This window comes from Bacteroides sp. BFG-637, from assembly GCF_024793605.1.
Taxonomy (GTDB): domain Bacteria; phylum Bacteroidota; class Bacteroidia; order Bacteroidales; family Bacteroidaceae; genus Bacteroides; species Bacteroides vicugnae.
Genome location: NZ_JANUPD010000002.1, coordinates 559116 through 578232 on the forward strand (window position 1 = coordinate 559116; position 19117 = coordinate 578232).

Annotated in this window: 22 protein-coding genes; 10 read left to right on the forward strand and 12 right to left on the reverse strand. The window is 40.0% G+C overall.

Annotation, left to right across the window (positions count from 1 at the left end; all coding sequences use genetic code 11):
* The first annotated feature begins 3 nt into the window (after window positions 1-3).
* From NXX38_RS02450 to NXX38_RS02460, 3 genes are read left to right on the forward strand one after another with little or no spacing between them, the layout of a single operon-like run.
* A complete protein-coding gene (locus tag NXX38_RS02450; RefSeq protein ID WP_258978529.1) occupies window positions 4-387 on the forward strand; it encodes a MobC family plasmid mobilization relaxosome protein in 384 nt (127 codons plus the stop codon).
* A complete protein-coding gene (locus tag NXX38_RS02455) occupies window positions 353-1276 on the forward strand; it encodes a relaxase/mobilization nuclease domain-containing protein (RefSeq protein ID WP_258978530.1) in 924 nt (307 codons plus the stop codon). Before NXX38_RS02450 ends, NXX38_RS02455 begins: the two co-directional genes overlap by 35 nt.
* Window positions 1277-1280: 4 nt before the next feature.
* Entirely contained in the window at window positions 1281-2006 is a 726-nt protein-coding gene (locus NXX38_RS02460; protein ID WP_258978531.1) for a hypothetical protein, read from the forward strand.
* A gap of 41 nt (window positions 2007-2047) precedes the next feature.
* On the opposite strand, the gene NXX38_RS02465 is transcribed toward NXX38_RS02460, so the two are convergent.
* The 3 genes from NXX38_RS02465 to NXX38_RS02475 form a co-directional block, all read right to left on the reverse strand.
* Complete coding sequence (locus NXX38_RS02465; protein WP_005645903.1) at window positions 2048-2380, reverse strand: helix-turn-helix domain-containing protein; 333 nt, start codon at window positions 2378-2380, stop codon at window positions 2048-2050.
* Between the two features lie 148 nt (window positions 2381-2528).
* The gene (locus NXX38_RS02470; protein WP_258978533.1) at window positions 2529-3170 is read right to left on the reverse strand and encodes an RteC domain-containing protein; all 642 of its coding nucleotides are present in this window, start codon (window positions 3168-3170) and stop codon (window positions 2529-2531) included.
* Between the two features lie 29 nt (window positions 3171-3199).
* Entirely contained in the window at window positions 3200-3691 is a 492-nt protein-coding gene (locus NXX38_RS02475) for a hypothetical protein (protein ID WP_196008775.1), read from the reverse strand.
* 153 nt (window positions 3692-3844) lie between these two features.
* Between NXX38_RS02475 and NXX38_RS02480 the strand changes: the two genes are divergently transcribed.
* From NXX38_RS02480 to NXX38_RS02510, 7 genes are all read left to right on the forward strand, one after another.
* Window positions 3845-4651: a LuxR C-terminal-related transcriptional regulator gene (locus tag NXX38_RS02480; RefSeq protein ID WP_195533831.1), complete on the forward strand. Its 807-nt coding sequence runs from the start codon at window positions 3845-3847 to the stop codon at window positions 4649-4651.
* 67 nt (window positions 4652-4718) lie between these two features.
* A complete protein-coding gene (locus NXX38_RS02485) occupies window positions 4719-6119 on the forward strand; it encodes a helix-turn-helix domain-containing protein (RefSeq protein ID WP_258978535.1) in 1401 nt (466 codons plus the stop codon).
* Entirely contained in the window at window positions 6109-6717 is a 609-nt protein-coding gene (locus NXX38_RS02490) for a hypothetical protein (RefSeq protein ID WP_258978536.1), read from the forward strand. The genes NXX38_RS02485 and NXX38_RS02490 overlap by 11 nt, the downstream gene beginning before the upstream one ends.
* Window positions 6718-6901: 184 nt before the next feature.
* Window positions 6902-7753, forward strand: a complete 852-nt coding sequence (locus tag NXX38_RS02495; protein ID WP_258978537.1) for a DUF4868 domain-containing protein — start codon at window positions 6902-6904, stop codon at window positions 7751-7753.
* A gap of 531 nt (window positions 7754-8284) precedes the next feature.
* A complete protein-coding gene (locus tag NXX38_RS02500) occupies window positions 8285-9598 on the forward strand; it encodes a TolC family protein (protein ID WP_148367137.1) in 1314 nt (437 codons plus the stop codon).
* Window positions 9595-10629 (forward strand): HlyD family secretion protein, encoded by a 1035-nt coding sequence (locus tag NXX38_RS02505; RefSeq protein ID WP_148367136.1) that lies wholly within the window; start codon window positions 9595-9597, stop codon window positions 10627-10629. Before NXX38_RS02500 ends, NXX38_RS02505 begins: the two co-directional genes overlap by 4 nt.
* Before the next feature lies 1 nt (window position 10630).
* Window positions 10631-12244, forward strand: a complete 1614-nt coding sequence (locus tag NXX38_RS02510; RefSeq protein ID WP_258978538.1) for a hypothetical protein — start codon at window positions 10631-10633, stop codon at window positions 12242-12244.
* A gap of 154 nt (window positions 12245-12398) precedes the next feature.
* Here the strand turns inward: NXX38_RS02510 and NXX38_RS26870 are convergent, their stop codons facing one another.
* The 9 genes from NXX38_RS26870 to NXX38_RS02550 form a co-directional block, all read right to left on the reverse strand.
* Complete coding sequence (locus NXX38_RS26870) at window positions 12399-12494, reverse strand: 4Fe-4S binding protein (protein ID WP_371826268.1); 96 nt, start codon at window positions 12492-12494, stop codon at window positions 12399-12401.
* A 93-nt stretch (window positions 12495-12587) separates the two neighbouring features.
* Window positions 12588-13316 carry a nitroreductase family protein gene (locus tag NXX38_RS02515; protein ID WP_148367133.1) on the reverse strand — a complete coding sequence of 243 codons (729 nt, stop codon included), beginning with the start codon at window positions 13314-13316 and terminating at the stop codon, window positions 12588-12590.
* 42 nt (window positions 13317-13358) lie between these two features.
* Entirely contained in the window at window positions 13359-14069 is a 711-nt protein-coding gene (locus NXX38_RS02520; protein WP_195650404.1) for a type 1 glutamine amidotransferase domain-containing protein, read from the reverse strand.
* Between the two features lie 302 nt (window positions 14070-14371).
* On the reverse strand, window positions 14372-14578 hold the full coding sequence (locus NXX38_RS02525; RefSeq protein WP_148367131.1) for a hypothetical protein: 207 nt from the start codon (window positions 14576-14578) through the stop codon (window positions 14372-14374).
* A gap of 60 nt (window positions 14579-14638) precedes the next feature.
* Window positions 14639-15124 carry a cold-shock protein gene (locus NXX38_RS02530; RefSeq protein WP_164727374.1) on the reverse strand — a complete coding sequence of 162 codons (486 nt, stop codon included), beginning with the start codon at window positions 15122-15124 and terminating at the stop codon, window positions 14639-14641.
* Window positions 15125-15180: 56 nt separating this feature from the next.
* Entirely contained in the window at window positions 15181-16305 is a 1125-nt protein-coding gene (locus NXX38_RS02535) for a DEAD/DEAH box helicase (RefSeq protein WP_148367129.1), read from the reverse strand.
* Window positions 16306-16398: 93 nt separating this feature from the next.
* Window positions 16399-17472 carry a nitronate monooxygenase family protein gene (locus NXX38_RS02540; protein WP_148367128.1) on the reverse strand — a complete coding sequence of 358 codons (1074 nt, stop codon included), beginning with the start codon at window positions 17470-17472 and terminating at the stop codon, window positions 16399-16401.
* 354 nt (window positions 17473-17826) lie between these two features.
* Entirely contained in the window at window positions 17827-18126 is a 300-nt protein-coding gene (locus NXX38_RS02545) for an RNA-binding protein (RefSeq protein ID WP_004315028.1), read from the reverse strand.
* A gap of 592 nt (window positions 18127-18718) precedes the next feature.
* On the reverse strand, window positions 18719-19117 hold the full coding sequence (locus NXX38_RS02550; protein ID WP_148367127.1) for a hypothetical protein: 399 nt from the start codon (window positions 19115-19117) through the stop codon (window positions 18719-18721).

Sequence of the window (19117 nt, forward strand, 5' to 3'; positions counted from 1 at the left end):
CGTATGACAGAAATAGGGAACAAACCGGGAGGTCGCCCGGCAAAAAGCCGGATAGACAAGCAGAACCGGGTAGTCAGCACGAAGCTGACCGAGTTACAGTTCTACGCAATCAGGAAGCGAGCCGGGGAAGCCGGGCTGCGTGTCAGCGAGTACGTCCGGCAGGCTGTCGTTTCGGCAGAGGTAACGCCCCGGCTGAACAGGCAGGATGCGGACACTATCCGCAAGCTGGCGGGCGAAGCCAACAACATCAACCAACTGGCGCACCGGGCAAATGCCGGAGGGTTCGCACTGGTGGCGGTGGAACTAGTGAAACTCAAAAACAGGATTGTCGAAATCATAAACCAGTTGTCGGATGATTGGAAAAATAAAAAAGGGAAGCGGATTTAAAGGCTGCGTGAACTATGTACTCGGCAAGGAACAGGCGGCTTTGCTTCATGCGGAGGGAGTGTTAGCGGAAAGCAACCGGGACATCATACGCAGTTTCATCCTGCAAGCCGGAATGAACCCCGACCTGAAAAAGCCTGTCGGACATATTGCGCTAAGCTATTCCCCGGTGGACGCACTCAAGCTGACAGACGGGAAAATGATACAGCTTGCGCAGGAGTACATGCGTGAAATGAAAATCACCGATACGCAGTACATCATCGTGCGCCACCAAGACCGGGAACATCCGCACGTGCATATCGTGTTCAACCGTATAGACAACAACGGCAAGACCATTTCGGACAGGAACGACATGTACCGCAACGAGCAGGTATGCAAGAAGCTGAAAGCCAAACACGGGCTTTATTTCGCTAAAGGCAAGGAGCATGTAAAGCAACACCGTTTGAGAGAACCGGACAAATCCAAATACGAGATTTACAATGCCGTAAAGGATGAAATCGGGAAGTCCAAGAACTGGCAGCAGTTACAAACCCGGCTGGCAGAAAAGGGTATCGGGATTCATTTCAAGTACAGGGGACAGACTGGCAAAGTGCAGGGCATATCCTTTTCCAAAGGCGAATACACGTTCAAGGGCTCGGAGATAGACCGCAGTTTCAGTTTTTCCAAACTGGATAAGTGTTTCGGGGATGCAGAACTGAACACTACCGGAAACAACCGACAGACGATTTCCACACCTGTTCAGGAACCAGCGCAGACACCGGGCAAAACTGATAGTCCGTTACTGGCAGGCTGGGGCGGTCTGTTCTCCGTTTCGTCCTCTCCGGCTGATGAAACGCCCGACAATCCCGGTGAAAGAAAAAAGAAGAAAAAGAAACGACACTTAAAATTATAGGAACATGGAAGATAACTTAATTTTGGAGGGGCTTCTCTCTATGGTTACAGAACTGAAAGAACGGCAGGAGAAGCAGGTAGCACCAGCCAGCCGGGATGAAACGATTAACCGACTGGACGTTATCGAACAGCGCATTTTGGATATGCAGGGCAAATCCGGCATTCCTGAAAACACGATGCGGGAGATTCTGAACCAAATCGGCAATATCAGAAAAGGGCAGTCCGAGAACCAAAAACAAGACCTTGAAGATATAAAGGGGCTTATCGTGACCTCGCACCGATATTTCAAGGAGCGGTTAAAAGTGTTGTTCCCGGCTGATGATAGACCAGCCGGAGAAATAACGCCCGTTTCATGGTACGGCAAACTGACATACCGGGTAACTCCCTATCTGAAACCTAAGTTTTTTCTTCTTTCAGCAGGGTTTATTATCTGTATCACTTCGCTAATCCTGAATGTTCGTTTCACAGAACGGATGCAGCGGTTACAGGACAATGATATAAAATACCGCTATATCCTGATGAAAGGAAAGGCAGACGGCAGCAGCCTTGATTTGCTGGAAACGAAATTCAGCCGGGAACGGGATAACGCTTTCATCCGAAGCCTGACCGATTCGGTGAAAGGCTTTGAATACCGTAGCAGGAAACAGGCGGAAGCGTTGGAACGGGCAAGGCTGTTAAACGAGCAAGCCGAACAGCTAAAGGAGGAAGCCGACAAGTTGGGCAAGCCATAAACCAAAGCAAAGCCGGAGCAGAACTGCCCCGGCTTTCAAATTCACTTCTTTTTCTTCGTGCAGTGTTCTTTCTCGAACTGGCGCAAGGTGGTAACACTGAACCGCTCCTTGATGAACTCCCGGACATCGGAAGCCTTGTAATATACTTTCCCGCTGATTGTGAAGTATGGCAGCGCACCGATAGCCCGGTAACGTTGCAGGGTCTTGATACTCACTTTGAACAACAGGCACAAGTCCTGATTATCCAGCAGGTTGTCATCTTCGGGCAGTACCCTGTCGGCATTGCGCAGTACCCGTACATCCTTGCAGAGTTCTTCCAGTTTGGCGTACAGCTTCTGCATCCATACGCTGAAATCGTCATTGTCTATATACATGATTGCTTCATTTTTCTGATTATACATTATGGTTTGTCAATCGATTGATGAAGCAAAGTTCAGAAAACGAGAGCAAAGAAAATAAGGGAATGGTACATCCACTCCCCTATAAATTATTTATATCTCATTGATTATCAAATAAAAATATTTAAAAATAATCGTAGCCATTGTCTTTACTCTTTTTAATAATAGCTAATTTCAACCTATCTAAAAAATTTGTGATTTTAGTAGGTTTTCGTTTAAGAACTGCTATTTCTTTTTTGTATATATCACCAAAACTGATATTAAACATTTTCTCAAAAATATGTGATATATCACTTAGAAAAATATCCTTGTTATCAATGCGAATAATACCATCTTTGATATAAAAAATACCATAAACTAATTCCATTATATCTATAATTTTAATTACCTCACTGTTTAAATAAAAGGGAGATTTCCAATCTGATTCAATATTAATGAAAAATTTGGGGTATTCCATTTGCCGATAGATTAGTTCTTGCTCCATATTTATTAAAGATAACAGTTTGTCAAGATATATAATTTTTAACTTGCTATTTTCCGTAGGTGAAGTTTCTTCTAAAGCCTTAATTGTACCAAAATCTATATAACTCATATTTAATTGCCTAATACGTGTTTTGTTATCATTTTCTTTATTAAGGTAATCGAACAATTCTTCTACAAATTCAAGATATGCAGCAGTAATAGATTCTATATCAGATTTTTCCTTTTGGAAAGGATGTTTTAATAATTTATATATCTGTTTTTCTGCTAAATTCCAGTTTGCCATAATTAACTTAAGAAGCTATCGTGAACATTTTATAAGTTCTTTGCGATTTTCTGCCATTTCTTTTGTCTGTGTTTATAAAAGTAAAGAGTCCACCAAGCAACAAGCGGGGTTAGATAACCAGCATACAATTCAACACTATCGGTATATTTTGTAACATTTTCGGTAATCTTTTCCATTTGAATATAATGATTCCATATAGTTACTCTTTTATTATACTCATTTGAAACTATTTCTCTTGATTTTTTATCAATCTTAATTACGTTGATTGTATGTTTTCCAATAGGAATAAATCGATGAAGAAACATCTTAAAATAAAATGTTTCCCCCTCTTTCCAAACAGGAGGAATATTGCCATAAGATATAAAACTTGCTTTGGGTTTACAAATTTCTCTTAGCGTTTCAATATCTTGAATCTTGCACCAAATATTTTCAATGTCAGTTTCAAATACTGATGTCACTACAACTTTGCGACCCATAACTCTTTTACCTCTCCGTGTCACTAAACAAATCTTTTTTATCATATAGGAATAATTAAAACATTAAACATCTATTTACCTTACACTTATGCTCTTTTTATTAACTTTGTGCAAAGTTAGATGCAAGATACTCTAAGGACAATAGTCATTTATAATGAGATATAACCTAACTATCTAACAATAAACGTTATAGCAAGCATGATAATTAGTGAAATAGAAAAGAAAGTCATAAATATACTGCCAACATCAAGCATAGAGTTCGATGAAATTGATTATTCCATTCTTGAAAAGAGGAAAAATGACTGGATTAAACTTTCAGAAGTTACGCATAGTATCGTATTGGTATTTGATTGCTACACTAATAAATTCGTTTTTGTTTCTGATAATATTCCTAAACTATATGGACTTGACTCCCGTAGGTTGTTTATTCATGGACATCAGCCAGTTATTGAGGTTATACATCCGGACGATATAGATTATGGGTTACTTGTAAGAAAGAAAATCTATTCGATATTGCGTTCATTCTCCAATGAAGAAAAAAAGAGCTACAAAGCCATTCATGAAATGAGGATAAGAAATATACGGGGTGAATATATACGCATAATAGAGCAAGAACAAGTTCTTGAGTTAGATAAATCAGGAAATATTTGGCTTATGCTATCGGTTATTGATGTTGATGCAAGCCATGAATCGGAAATTATTAAAAGCCACCTATATAACTTTAAAACTGGAGAACAGATATTTATAGATTTATCTGATACACTGGATGAACCTTTGACAAACCGGGAATTAGAAGTTTTACGATTTATGAAGAAAGGCTTATTGAGTAAAGAGATAGCAGAAACATTGAAAGTTAGTATCAATACAGTGAATAGTCATAGACAGAATATATTACAAAAATTAAAAGCTAACAATTCGATTGAAGCTGTCAACTTCGCTCAAAGACTGGGTTTGTTCAATAAATACAGTATTGATAAAAGCGAAAAGAGGAATGTTTTGCCATAAATAAAATGAAACTAACAACTTACAATCGTAACAAATAACTATTTTTGTGGCACTATTATAAAAGTTCATGTTAAATACAGAAAACATACAATCACTCATTGATAGTGGAGAAGGCTACAATGTGGAATTTAAGGTTCGTGTTCCTTCAAAGGTTCGTGAACTGACAGAAGAAATATGTGCTTTTGCCAATGCAAACGGAGGATATTTGCTTATTGGAGTAGATGATAGCGGACAAGTGGTAGATACTAACTTAGAAAACGATAAGCGTTCTGCCATTCAAGGTTCTATCAGCGAAATATCTCCTGCACTCCACTGTGAATTGTATTCCATAAATATTGGAGATAAAACTGTTTGGGTGATTGATGTTCCGTCCGGCAAGGATAAACCTTATATATTTTCCGGTTCTATCTATGTGCGTGAGGGGGCAAACTCACAGAAACTTCGCACAGCCGAAGAAATGCGCGGCTTCTTTCAGGAGTGTAACAAAATCTTTTTTGACCATATACCCTGCCATTGGTTCAATATTTACACGGATGCAGACGAACAGATGATAAAGAGTTTCCGAACGGAAGCCAAACTAAGTTCGTCCACACCCGACAAACAAATTTTTGAGAACTTGGAACTGTTTACTGAGAGCGGAACGGCAAAGAATGGAGCAGCGATGTTCTTCGGCAAACAACCTGAACGAAAGTTTCCACATGCTGTTACAAGATGTGTTCTTTTCAAGGGAACAAATAAAGTCTATATTATAGATGATAAAACTTTCGGAGGTTCATTGTACCAACAATATTTACAGGCTATGTCTTGGCTGGAAAGCAAACTGCAAGTAGCTTATAAAATAGAGGGTGCAGGACCAAGAGAGGAAATTTGGGAAATACCTCTGACCGTATTTAAAGAAGCCATTATAAATGCCCTGTCGCACCGTGATTATTACGAACAAGGCGCAAGCATTATGATAGAAATGTTTGACGACCGGGTAGAGATTTCCAATCCCGGAGGACTTCTGCCTGTTGTGGCTAAAGATTTCGGGCATAAAAGCATGACACGTAATCCGCTAATTTTTGGTTTATTTACCCGTATGCACTTGGTTGAAAGAGTTGCATCCGGTATTCCTCGTATGCAGGAAGCCATGAGAGAAGCGAATCTGCCCGAACCGGAATTTCACACAGAGGGAATGTTTACAGCAGTGTTCAAACGTAAAATCACTAACTCTGCCAACTATGACACAGTAAATGGCAGAGTAAATGACATAGTAAATGATACAATAAACGAGAATGAACAAGCTATTCTCAATCTGCTGGCAACCACTCCCGATTTGAATGCTTCTGAAATCAGCAAGCATATCAACAAGAGTTTAAGAACGACTATGCGATATATCAAGGTTTTACAAGATAAAAACTTGATAGAGTTTAGAGGTGCGCCTAAAACTGGAGGATATTTTTTGAAAAACGAAACGTATGAGATATAAGAATAACGATTTAAAGAAAGGAGCTAAATTTGCTTTATTCGTATCTTCATATTTACCATTATTTATATTGGTAATACTCAGGCAACTTTCGGATAACTATAATTATCTCCATTGGGGAGGAATATCAATAAATAGTATTAAAATATTTCTATCTTTCTTTGGCTTATCAAGTGTACTAACTTTGGTCTCTATATTGGGAATTATCGGATTGCATAATACATTGAAAAATATTGAAGATATATCAGAAAATGGATTTAATGCGCAAATTATTGATATTAAGAATAAAAATAGTGAATCTATCGGATATATAGCAACTTATATAATTCCTTTTCTATTTCAAAGCCTTAATGGGTGGTATGAAGGGATTTCTATCTTATTTTTAATGGGTATTATATATAGGATATATATAAATTCATCAATGATATTAATAAATCCAATTCTTAGTTGTCAATATTCTATTTATGATATTGAGTATTCTAAGAACAAAAAAATAAAAAACGGATTTATCATATCAAAAAATAATTCGTTACAGGATGAAGATAAAATAAAATTATATGAAATAGGAAACAAGCTGTTTTTCGCAATAAACAAAGAATAAATATGATATTAGAAGATTTACTTGAGAGATTGGAGGATATAGAGGTTAGTGATACATATCTCTATTTTATAACGCGAGTTTTAAAACATAATCAGAAAAAAAAATAGCAAAGTTCTGGATAAATATCTTTTTTAAAGTATATCAAGTTGATATAAATGATGAAATCCGTAATCATTTATATTCCTTGACGCAAGAGCAATTATCGTATCTCATTAATAAAAAAACTGAGGTACATGAATATGATGTTATTGCAGATGATACGCAACATTTGTTCACTTATTCTATGACAAATAAAGTAATGTCATTTGCAGATGTTGTTAATAACCAGTTAAAAGCAATTCCACCTAAAATCACAAGTCTTGAAGAAATAATTGAAAATGAAGAACTATGGGCTTATTGTGTAGGATTTCAAAACCAAGACGAAGATAATATTTTCACATTTCGGAAAATTCTTGCAGGAAAAGTCGCTATTGATGAAAAAGACAGTAACAATCGGAAATGGATTCCTAAGGCACTAAGAACTGTCTTCAATACCAAAAGCCAAAAATTAGAGTTGATACAAGGAGAAACCGTCAATCTTGACAAACAAGTAGATTGTTTATATTATAATGATATTTTCTATATTGCTAAGAAAACTCAATTTGAACAGATAGTTGGATTGGAAGAGGAATATAAAAAGCAAGCAAAAGAAGTTTTAACTCAACTTGAAGAAACTAAGATGATTACAGGTTTAGAGATTATCAACCAACAAATTGAATCTAATCCATCAATCCATAAAAAACTGGTTCGACTTACCAAAATCGGGAATTACAAAGGAATTGACACCAAAGCCATAAACAAAATGCTACGGATTTGCAAGAAATATGGTAATCAATTGAATGTTAAGGATGGAAAACTCCATATAGAATCAGAAAATGATATAGATTTAACATTAAAGATGTTAGCAGACTACTATAAAAAAGGAGAAGTTTTCGGAAAAGCATATGGGACATATGCTGGAAAAGAAATAAAAGAAGTAAAACCTATAGAAAAATAACAATTATCTTCTATCTTTGCATTCAGAAATCGTACCCAAGATACAAACTGATGTCGAACGGTGCAAAGCTGTGAAAACCTTATTCAAGGGACTAACATCGTAATAAAGATATAACTTATTGAAAAATAGTGCTATACAAACCGATTTTCGGTTGCTGGTGGCACCACAAACGAAAGCCAAAAAGCCTTGTAAGACAACGACTTACAAGGCTTTTTTATTTTCGGGAGTCCAAATGAGTGCCCAGTCTTACATTTTGCATTACCACCATTTGTACATAAAATAATAGTCCAATATAATCATAAAATCAACATATTTTTGTAATTTTGCAACGCAATTCACAAAAAGTTGCACTTGTATGATTATAAAGAATAAATGTATCACAACTATTGATATCCCTATAAGAAACTGGGGATATTTGGAAAACTGGAAAAGCACAGCTTCAGTTTATGGCTCGTAAATCTGCGAGTTAGGTTCGGTCATACACCATGACTGACAAAATAATCAATTTATATCATAAAAAACAAATTCTTCATGAACAATCTTCGATTGCTCACAGGGTTGCTTTCCGTGACCTTGTTGAGCGGTGGGGTGTGCTCTTATGCCCAGTCGGTAATAACTTTGGAAAAAATTTTCGAGACCGCTGAAGCCAACAGTGCACAACTCCGCCCTTCATTTTCTGCACAGACCGAAGCCGGGCATGCAATAAGCGTTGCGCGTGCAGGTCGCCTACCAGATGTCAAAGCATCGCTTTCGATCAGTTATATAGGCGATGGTTTTACAACCAAACGCAATTTCAGCGACTATCAGAAAGCTCCCATACCACATCTGGGAAATGGACTGTCATTGAATGTCACCCAGCCGGTTTATACAGGCGGAGCCGTGGCAAATGCCATAGAACTTGCCGGGCTGAAATCAACAGCCACACGGTATGCTACCGACTTTCAGCGAGACAATATCCGCTTCCAACTTACAGGATTCTATCTTGACATCTATAAATATACTAATCTGCGCCGGGTTATGGAAAGCAATATATCCGCAGCCGAAAAGGTATTGAAAGAAATGCAGGCACGCTATGAGCAGGGGACAGCTCTTCAAAATGACATCACACGCTATGAACTCTTGGTATCGAATCTTGAGTTACAGCTTGTCAAGATAAACAATACTCTCGACATCCTTAATGTCAATCTTGTAACAACGGCAGGATTGCCCGAGGGAACTGTCGTTGTACCGGATTCCACCATTCTGACTCGTTCTTTACCGATGAATGGAGAACAATGGTGGCAGCAGGAGGCTATGTTGAACTCTCCGTCATTAAGCCTCGCACGTTCCGGTGTTGACATAAGTCGCAAAGCGGAAAATATCATCCGTTCCGAGCGTCTGCCCAAGATAGGGCTTCAGGCAGGTTGGAGCATTGACGGTCCCATTCTTGTAGAAGTACCGCCAATCAATCGCAACTTAAGCTATTGGTATATCGGGGTCGGGGTCAGCTACAACATTTCCTCACTATATAAAAGCAACAAGTCTTTGGCAAAGAGCCGTGCTGCCACACAAAGGACAATAGAAGAACTTGCCGCCACACGTGAAAGTGTCTCGCTTGCTGTAAGAGCCGACCATATACACTATTTAGAGGCCTATGAAGAGCTACAGAACCAACGGAAAAGCGCAGAGCTTGCCGAACGAAATTACCGCACGATTTCTACGCGATACTCGGCAGATATGGCATTGATTACCGATATGCTCGACGCGGCCAATGCAAAACTCGATGCGGAGAAGCAGCTGGTTAACGCTCGTATAAACATCATCTACTATTATTATAAACTTTTATTCACCACCGGAAAAATATGAAACACCGTAGCAAAAAGATACTTTCTTATATCATCACCATCGCAGTAATCGCTGTCGCAGCATTGTGGGTCGGCAGCAAGTTCATTCACCTTGGCAATGTAGAATTTACCGACAATGCGCAGGTGCGTCGGCAGATAGTGCCCCTCAATAGCCGCGTACAAGGTTACATCAAAGAAATCCGTTTCAAAGAATATGAGAAGGTTAAGAAAGGGGACACACTTGTGATAATTGACGATGCCGATATGCGCCTTAATGTAGCCCGTGCAAACGCAGATTACCAGAATGCCCTCGCCGGACGCGGTGTCGCTGACCGGACAGTTGTATCAGCTTCGGCAAATGTAGCCGTCAATGAAGCATCTATCACTGAAGCCAAAGTGCTGATGGATAATGCAGCTACAGATTTGGCCCGATACGAAAAACTATTGGCACAGGATGCCGTCACCCGCCAGCAGTATGATGGTGCCAAGACGGACTATGGGGTAAAAAAAGCCCGATACGAAATGCTTGTGAGGCAACGTTCGGCAACCTCATCAGTCGTCGATGTCAACCGTCAACGCATATCGCAGTCAGAAGCAGGAATTGAACTTGCCAAAGCTCTCCTTGAAACTGCAGAACTTAATCTCAGCTACACTATAATTACCGCCCCGTGCAACGGCTACACTTCACGTAAGGAGATACAGGTCGGTCAACTCGTACAACCGGGCCAAACACTGCTTGATATTATTGAATCAGGCGACGTGTGGGTTGCCGCCAACTATAAGGAAACTCAACTCCACCACATAGTTCCCGGAAGTAAAGTAGAAATAAGGGTGGATGCTATCCCGGGAGTTCTTTTCAACGGAAATATCCGATCAATCTCCACAGCTACCGGTGCTTCACTTTCACTGATCCCGCAGGACAATTCAGCCGGAAATTTCGTAAAGGTGCGTCAGCGAATACCCGTAAGGATTGAATTTACGGAAGACAACAAGCCGGAAGATATGGAACGGCTCCGTACTGGTATGAATGTGGAATGTTACGTAAAGTATTGATATGGCAGACTGGCACGTTCCACAGGGACCATTCGACATTCCGGATGTTCCCAATTTCATTCCACGACAGCTAAAGCCGTATCTGTTTATTCTTTTTGTACTGATAATCCAGTTCTCAAGCGGAGTTTATCTTGCCGCCGCATCTGACATGGTAGGTACTACGGCACTTATGCAAGAGGATATTCTCATGGCAGGCTATGCCTCACTGATAGGGTTGGCCATCAATTTTGCCGTCATGTTCCGCATCAAGTTCCGTTTCTCTACCCGAACCCAGTTGGTTACTTCAGGTATAGTCCTGATAGTTGCCAATATTATATGTGCCCACACAACAAGTGTACCGTTGCTTGTCGGCACTTGTTTCGTGGCGGGATGGTTCAGGATGCAGGCCACACTTGCCTGTAACTCCACAATACAGTTATGGCTGACTCCTGTACGTGACATGGCGATATTCTTTTGCTACGTCTATATAATAGTTGACAGCGTAATACAATTGAACGGTATCACCACCGTCTATATTATATTCTTCTCGCAATGGGAATATATGCACTGGATTATGACCGGACTGCTCGCCCTAATGGTACTGCTGGTTATGATATTAGTGAAGCCTGTACGCGGGCCAATGTTCATTCCTTTGCTCGGCATCGACTGGATAGGCGCAATCTTATGGGCGGGATTCATGCTTTGTTTTACTTTCATCTGCGTCTATGGCAATTTCTATGACTGGTGGGATGCCACGGAGATAAGAGGTGCAACAGTTATCGGGCTTGCCTGTCTCGGCATAAACCTGTGGAGAGCTACATTCCTTCACCATCCCTACATATCATTCAGGGCGATGAGAAACCACAACGTGATACGAGCAACGGGCATCTACCTCGTTTTCTTCACCCTGATTGCCACTGAACATGTGTTTGAACACAGTTATGCAGCAAATATACTCGGATTTGATGAAACCAATCTGATCGACTTGAACTGGTATGTTTTCGCTGGAATCATCGCCGGGTGTGCGTTCACATATTTCACCTTCGCACTACGTAAATGGAGGTACAAGACCATGGCGGCAATAGCATTTGTCCTTGCTGCCTGTTACCTTGCCTGTTTCTATTTCTTCATAGATTATGGCATTGAGAAAGAGATGCTTTTCATTCCGCTGTTTTTTCGTGGTGCCGCATCCGTGATAATCTCCATTGTTTTCCTTACCTCAATTGTACAGAGCGGACTTCCATTTCAGGTATTTCCACAGGCCCTTACCATCAACGGATTCACAGGAGCGGTTATGGGAGCGACACTCGGGCCGGCACTCATTGGGGAATTCCTAAGACATACAATGGCTAAAAACGCTTCACTACTCAGTTCAAATATCGTAGATTTCAATCCTGCCATAGACCATGTGCCTATCGGTCAACTTTATGGAATGGTGCAGACGCAGGCTCTCGTTGTCTCTATGAAAGAAATCTACGGTTGGCTGCTTATCACGGCATTAGTATCGCTCTTGATTATACTCGCCAGCTATGGACCTGTACGACCATTTGCGATATTCCCGAAGTGGAGTACTGTTCGGAGGAGTATCAAACATATAGTCCGAACTAAGGGTAATACAGGAATCCAGTCAGTGTAGTCGTTCTTATATAATATAAGCATTGACCATTATAATCTGTCAGAATATGAGACAAGACACTAGTGTCCCATTAAAATTGGGACACTAGTGAAATCATTTCAATTATGATAATTGCTTATTTGCAGGTAAGTACAGTTCGTCAGCACTTCGAAAATCAAGAAGAAAGAATCAAGATGCAGGCGGGACATACTTTAGCACATTTCCCACATTTTATGCAATTCTCGTCACGGACGAATATCAATTTATTCATATAAATAAAGGTATTTAAATAGCTGCGGCAAAGATAACGAAAGTAAAGAAACAGGAAAGCAAACAGTTGCTGATAAAGAGTGCTGATTGGATATTAAATCTTTCGATAAACTTCATCAAACGGCACTCTGCACCGTTCACCCCAAATACCTTTATTCCCATCCCGTATTCCGCAGGGGATAACCATATTTATTTCGGCACCATGCGGTAGCTTCAGCACTCTTTTTAGCCGACGGCTGTCCAGCCCCTCCAATGGACAAGTATCATACCCTTCGTTCGCCATCGCAATCATAAATGTCTGGGCAGCAAGCGCACAGGACTTATGGGCAACCACACGCATATCATTCTCGGACACTTCGAGCATCATCGGACGGAAAATGCTGATAATATTAGCCAACAGCTTCCTGAACAGCCCCAGAAGCCCCAAGAAGCGGGCATACACAAATGGCATTAATATTCCGTAATACAATTCACGGTCTTTGATTCGTTTTGCCTGACGTTCTTTCGGGCTGTTGCGATGAATGTTATCCCGTTCAAAGTCGAGTACAAACCGCGCACGCTTCCTGTAAACATCCCGGCGGACCACGAAAACCACCACTTCCGGTGCAGTGGCAGTCGATTTCTGGTCGAGGCAGGCTCTCGAAACTTTCGCCAACAGTTCAGGCTGTGTGATGTGATAGAATTCCCACAACTGCATATTCGAACTGTTGGGAGCCAGTGTTGCCAATTCCAGACAATGTTTCACCTTCTCCGTATCTATCGGTTTCATTTTATCATACACACGCACAGAGCGGCGATACTGGAGTACTTCATCTAAATTCATAGGCTTAATCATTAGTTTATATTTTATAGATATCTCATTCTTTCACAGGTCTGTCATCTCCCTCTCATGCAACTGTTGCAGCACAACCTCCGCCATTTCTTTAGAGCTAAACGGATTTTGTCCCGTCACCAGATTATTGTCAACAATTACTTTTGAGGTCATAGGTATCAATGCCTTTTGATAGTTGGCCCCTCTCGCTTTGAGTGATGCTTCAAGATTGAAAGGAACTTCTTTCTTCCGATTGGCAAGGCTTTCTTCCAGCCAACTGAACCCTGTTATTTCTTTGCCTTTAATCAGATATTCACCATTGGATGATTTGACATTCAACAGTCCGCTTACTCCATGACAGATTGCAGCCACTATCTTGTTGTTTTCATCATGTTCCGTAATGATTGCCTGCAAAACGGCATTATCCGGAAAGTCGTACATGGTTCCGTGTCCGCCAGCCAAATAAATACAATCGAATAGCTGCTCCCGAACATCATCCAGTTTTTTGGCATGACGCAGCATTTCTCTGAACTCAGGATTCTCCCAATACTCCCTGGATATCTTATCCAGAACGACTGGTTTTAAACTCTCAGGATCAACAGGCGTATTTCCTCCTTCGGGACTGGCTATCGTCATTTCATATCCTCTTTCTCCGGCACAATGATAGATGTGAGTAAACTCACTAAGCCATAATCCGGTTGCCAGGCCACTATTCGCATAAGTCCCGGTTCCCGTCACTACTAATAGAATCTTCTGAATATACATACAACTGTCTTTTGATGAATACGGGGTTAAAACACTTCTGCAAGCAAATGTATCTCAGATTGCAGAAGTTTTAACATATTCAATCCATGAGAAAAGGAAGAAAACAAGTAAGTTATAGAAATGGAATATCTAAGTCAATACCAATGAAACAATATTGTGAGAATCATTGAACAGCATAGGGGACATGGCTCCCCGTCAATTCAAGACACACCAATAGACCAATAACAAAAATCCCTTGAACTTTAAAAATTCAAGGGATTTTTGTCTTGTCCATTTTGCACCTACTTCCGTAGTACAAGCAGCTACACTTTTGAACTATGTAGTTTTTTATAAACCTCTACTCGAGCGTCTATTTCTGCCTGGGTTAAATGCGCAGGAAGTTCAATGGTAGTTCGTGGAGTAATGGCAACCAATACTACCTTACCTACACTTTTTTTATACTCTTTGATTGCATTCTCCATCACTTGGCTGGAAGAAACAAACTCACGCATTACATTACCTTTTTTCATATATCAATTGAATATCTTTGTTTATACACGATTACACAAGCAGAATATAAATCCATGTTTTTATACAGGATCGGCTTTAACCGTATCTTCCGGTTTCAGTTTATTTTCCAGACAAATATTAATTGCATTCATCCCTTTTTGTCCACGTTCCAGATCAAACGTCACAATGTCATTCTCCGAAATTGCGGTAACCACATTGTTCACATGAAAAAAATACTTCTCAACACCAGAAAGATCTTTAATAAAGCCATATCCTTTTGATGTATTAAAGAATTCGACTCTTCCTCTTAAAATAACCGGTTCCTCTTTTCCCTTTTTAGGAGTGGCAATAATGATTTCCTCGGCATTAATTTCTTCTCTCTTTGTATTATTTTCCGGAGGAGTTGAAGTAATCATCCCGTTCTCGTCTACATAAGCAATCATATCATCAAGGCTACTGCCCCTGTTAGATGACTTCCTGTCTTCTTTTCTTTTTTGTTTCTCTTCCCGCTTAGCGAGTCTCTTCTTTTCATTTTCACGTTTACCAACTGTCATGGATTTTGCCATAGAACTTATTTTTTATTTATACTAGATATGAATGAATAATGCAATAAAACCGATCTCTAGATTACATAATCAGCTTTATTCAGTTTTTTTCCTGTCAGTTTCTGAATATCATTAATCAGCTTACGCTCTTCCTGCGAACAGAATGTAAGTGCCGTCCCAGTGTTTCCAGCTCTTCCGGTACGTCCGATACGATGGACATACGTTTCCGGTACATCGGGAAGATCATAGTTAATCACCAAAGGTAGCTCATTAATATCAATACCTCTGGCAGCAATATCGGTAGCGATCATCACACGTGTTTTCCCGGACTTAAAATTGCCCAATGCCGACTGTCGTGCCGCCTGACTTTTATTTCCATGAATAGCCTGACTGCCAATCCCTGCCTTGCCCAATATTTTGACGATCTTATCCGCATTATGCTTCGTACGTGAGAATACCAGTACCGATTGATCTTCCGATTTCTGTAAAATCGAAATCAACAACTGGCTCTTCTCCTTTTTCTCTACGAAATAGACCATCTGCTCAATAGAATCCACAGTCGATGATTTCGGAGTTATACTGATTCGCACAGGATTCTTCAACAGAGAGTTAGTTAGAGAAATAATCGTATCAGGCATTGTAGCCGAGAAAAACAAAGTCTGCTTTTCTTTCGGAAGTTTTGGTAATATCCGTTTGATATCGTGAATAAATCCCATATCAAGCATACGGTCTGCTTCATCAAGTACGAAATGCCGGATACTATCTAAATGTACATGCCCCTGATTCATCAAGTCGAGTAAACGCCCGGGGGTAGCAACGAGAATATCAATTCCTTTGTGTAACATATCCACTTGCGGGCGCTGATTCACTCCTCCGAAGATAACTCCGTGACGTACCCGGGTATATTTGGCATAGTCGTTAATACATTCACTGATCTGCAATGCAAGTTCACGGGTAGGTGTCAAAATCAAAGCTTTAATTCCCTGACGTTTCGTCAGCTCTTTATTCATCTGCAAATGCTGGATAATAGGGATTGCAAATGAAGCAGTCTTCCCGGTTCCCGTCTGCGCACAGCCCAGTATATCCCTTTTTGCTAATGCAGGCGGAATTGCTTTCTCTTGTATAGGAGTGGGTACGGCATATCCTTTTTCTTCAATAGCTTTTAAAATCGGTTCGGTTATATTTAATTCTTTAAATGTCATAATTGTTATTTATACTGTATTGAAACAGCGATTTTGTTTTTATAGATTGAAAGACGCAAACAAATCCGGAATGGAAATGCAAAGTCCTCCTAATTAAGCCAGTTTATGGGTTGCCAAGAAAAACTCGCGTTCCAATGTAGCCATTACTTCTTTTACGCTACTAATCTTTTCTGCGAGAAAGGCATTGCTACCGGCAAATGCATATCCTTTTTTCATATTTCCTCTAGCTGCATTATATAAAGCCTTGATAATGCAGTAGGGACTTTTTGTGTAGTCACAGGTCTTGATACAATGGAACGAACAGTTCTTAGGTCTCTCCAAACCATTATTCACATTGTGAATAAATTCTCCATCAATAGCCCGTCCCGGCATCCCGACAGGACTTTCAATAATAAGAACATCTTCAGATTTGGAATGAATATATACTTCTTTAAATGTTTCTGAAGCATCACATTCAAGAGTAGTTACAAAAATGCTTCCCATCTGCACACCTGAAGCTCCCAGTTCCATAAAATGTGCTATATCCTCACCTGTTGAAATCCCTCCGGCTGCAATCACCGGAATTTGTTTCTGTTCTTTATAGCTGGATGCAATCATTACCACTTCCGGAATCAATGCTTCCAAAGCATAATGCTGATCCTGTATTTGTTCCTTTTTAAATCCTAAATGCCCACCGGCTTTAGGTCCTTCTACCACGATTGCATCGGGCAGATAGTTATAGTTCTTTTGCCACTTGTCACAAATAATTTTTGCTGCTCTTGAAGAAGATACGATAGGAACTAACTTTGTAACACTTCCCGAGGGCAGGTATGATGGCAAATCGAGCGGAAGTCCCGCACCTGAAAATACCACGTCAATCTCTTCCTCAATCGCAGTACGCACCATATCGGCATAATTAGATAAGGCAACCATGACGTTTACTCCGATTATACCTTTTGTTTTTGTACGTGCCTTGCGAATTTCCTCTCTCAGTCCGCTTATACATTTCTCCGGATAGGTGCCCTTTCCTTTGGGGTATAACAATCCTAAACCCGCACATGATATAACCCCTACTCCGCCTTCATTTGCTACTGCAGATGCCAAACCGGACAGTGAGATTCCTACTCCCATTCCACCTTGTATAACAGGTGTTTTAATTTCAATATTTCCTATAAAGAACGATTTCATATGTTTTATTTTGTATGGGCAAAACAGATAGACAGAAGTGAGTATACTTTATCCAAGTACTCAATACTAGCCTGCCACTAACGATTTACCTTATTGGATAATTTATTAAACTATTTGCTCCTGACTATTTCAGGAGTATTGTATTACAAAAAAGCCTAATAAATCTATTTTCAGAATGGAAAGTACAGGATTAGAAATTCCTAATTTTGCATAGAAGAGCCAGAATTAGCAGAACTTAAATGTAAAATGATTTTTCGTCCTCCCTATTCAGTAGAGATTCCTCCGTTAAATCATGAAACGGAAACAGTTTTTAAATAAAAGCAGAAGACAGAATCTTCTGCTTTTATCTGGATATTAATATCTTCTAGAGTTATTATAACCACCACGGCCTCCACCGTTTGACGGTCTTTCAGTACGAGGGCGTGCAACGCTTACTGAAATAACCTTCTGGTCGTATTCAACTCCATTCAGTTCATCAATTGCCTTTTGTCCTTCTCCATCGTTCGTCATTTCTACGAAAGCGAATCCTCTGGATCTGCCAGTCTCTCTATCAAAAATAACTTTGGCTGAAGAAACTTCTCCAAACTCTGCAAATAAATTTGTTAAGTCGGCATCAGTTGTGCCATAGCTTAAACCTGAAATGTAAATGTTCATCTAAAAATTTTATTAAAATAAATACTAATTTGGAGTGAGGAGGATAATTACAGAAGAGGACTACTTACTAATAATATATTAAAAAGAAGAACTGTACAATAATGATTCGTAACTCAAACTCTGGGAACAAAGGTAACACAATAAATTAGATAACGATGTTTTTATTCTATATTTTTCAATAGAAGTTCAATTATTATCATTTGTTAGCACGCCTATCGCACCAAACAGAAAGAACTTGTTCAAAAGCTCCAGCCATATACAGATTGTATTTCACTGCTATCCGACCAAAGTTCAACCTATATAAAAGGTATCATCATCACTTCTGCCCACATGGCAAACAATGCACAAACTTACCTTAACCTATTCTGGTCCTTTGCGCATTTGTCGATTCCTGTGAACATACATTTAACAAAAAAAGTGCGCCTTTTCCCCACCGGGAAAGAGGCGCACCACACAAACAAAACAAACAATAGTCTACCTTCACAGGCAGTGAATCCATAAATCCATTCCTTTATATCAAAGAATGGCAGGGGATATGGATTCTGGGGAAATAAGCTGCTTCACAGCAACTAACATATAACAAGAGAATTATTTAGTCATCCCATTCGGAAGGCGGCAGCGTTTTTTTGCCATACCACTTCATCCAGGCACAAAATTTCCGTTTCCTCAAATAAAGCGAATCGCCACAATGCTCCAACGCTTCCCAATCAAATGAAGAATGGTGCCCGAACCATCTCTCTATCCAATAAAGCAGATGATAATTGACAAATGCCAATAACATGAACCACCATGAAAGCCACAGGGAAAGAACCAATGCAGGCAACAACGCCAACAAGAAACATTCGAGATATTGCCTCTCATGAATACGAAGTTCCATATCCTCCCATGCTTCCAGATATTTGTAACGGGTAAAACAGCATCCGAAAAGCATGAAATAATACTTCTTCTTATTTAAAAAGGCCTTCGCCCATATACTATTATATAAAATCAT

Coding starts and splice junctions, on each gene's coding strand:
- NXX38_RS02450 (WP_258978529.1), top strand. CDS start 4: ATGACAGAAATAGGGAACAAACCGGGAGGTCGCCCGGCAAAAAGCCGG.
- NXX38_RS02455 (WP_258978530.1), top strand. CDS start 353: ATGATTGGAAAAATAAAAAAGGGAAGCGGATTTAAAGGCTGCGTGAAC.
- NXX38_RS02460 (WP_258978531.1), top strand. CDS start 1,281: ATGGAAGATAACTTAATTTTGGAGGGGCTTCTCTCTATGGTTACAGAA.
- NXX38_RS02465 (WP_005645903.1), bottom strand. CDS start 2,380: ATGTATATAGACAATGACGATTTCAGCGTATGGATGCAGAAGCTGTAC.
- NXX38_RS02470 (WP_258978533.1), bottom strand. CDS start 3,170: ATGGCAAACTGGAATTTAGCAGAAAAACAGATATATAAATTATTAAAA.
- NXX38_RS02475 (WP_196008775.1), bottom strand. CDS start 3,691: ATGATAAAAAAGATTTGTTTAGTGACACGGAGAGGTAAAAGAGTTATG.
- NXX38_RS02480 (WP_195533831.1), top strand. CDS start 3,845: ATGATAATTAGTGAAATAGAAAAGAAAGTCATAAATATACTGCCAACA.
- NXX38_RS02485 (WP_258978535.1), top strand. CDS start 4,719: ATGTTAAATACAGAAAACATACAATCACTCATTGATAGTGGAGAAGGC.
- NXX38_RS02490 (WP_258978536.1), top strand. CDS start 6,109: ATGAGATATAAGAATAACGATTTAAAGAAAGGAGCTAAATTTGCTTTA.
- NXX38_RS02500 (WP_148367137.1), top strand. CDS start 8,285: ATGAACAATCTTCGATTGCTCACAGGGTTGCTTTCCGTGACCTTGTTG.
- NXX38_RS02505 (WP_148367136.1), top strand. CDS start 9,595: ATGAAACACCGTAGCAAAAAGATACTTTCTTATATCATCACCATCGCA.
- NXX38_RS02510 (WP_258978538.1), top strand. CDS start 10,631: ATGGCAGACTGGCACGTTCCACAGGGACCATTCGACATTCCGGATGTT.
- NXX38_RS26870 (WP_371826268.1), bottom strand. CDS start 12,494: ATGAATAAATTGATATTCGTCCGTGACGAGAATTGCATAAAATGTGGG.
- NXX38_RS02515 (WP_148367133.1), bottom strand. CDS start 13,316: ATGAATTTAGATGAAGTACTCCAGTATCGCCGCTCTGTGCGTGTGTAT.
- NXX38_RS02520 (WP_195650404.1), bottom strand. CDS start 14,069: ATGTATATTCAGAAGATTCTATTAGTAGTGACGGGAACCGGGACTTAT.
- NXX38_RS02525 (WP_148367131.1), bottom strand. CDS start 14,578: ATGAAAAAAGGTAATGTAATGCGTGAGTTTGTTTCTTCCAGCCAAGTG.
- NXX38_RS02530 (WP_164727374.1), bottom strand. CDS start 15,124: ATGGCAAAATCCATGACAGTTGGTAAACGTGAAAATGAAAAGAAGAGA.
- NXX38_RS02535 (WP_148367129.1), bottom strand. CDS start 16,305: ATGACATTTAAAGAATTAAATATAACCGAACCGATTTTAAAAGCTATT.
- NXX38_RS02540 (WP_148367128.1), bottom strand. CDS start 17,472: ATGAAATCGTTCTTTATAGGAAATATTGAAATTAAAACACCTGTTATA.
- NXX38_RS02545 (WP_004315028.1), bottom strand. CDS start 18,126: ATGAACATTTACATTTCAGGTTTAAGCTATGGCACAACTGATGCCGAC.
- NXX38_RS02550 (WP_148367127.1), bottom strand. CDS start 19,117: ATGATTTTATATAATAGTATATGGGCGAAGGCCTTTTTAAATAAGAAG.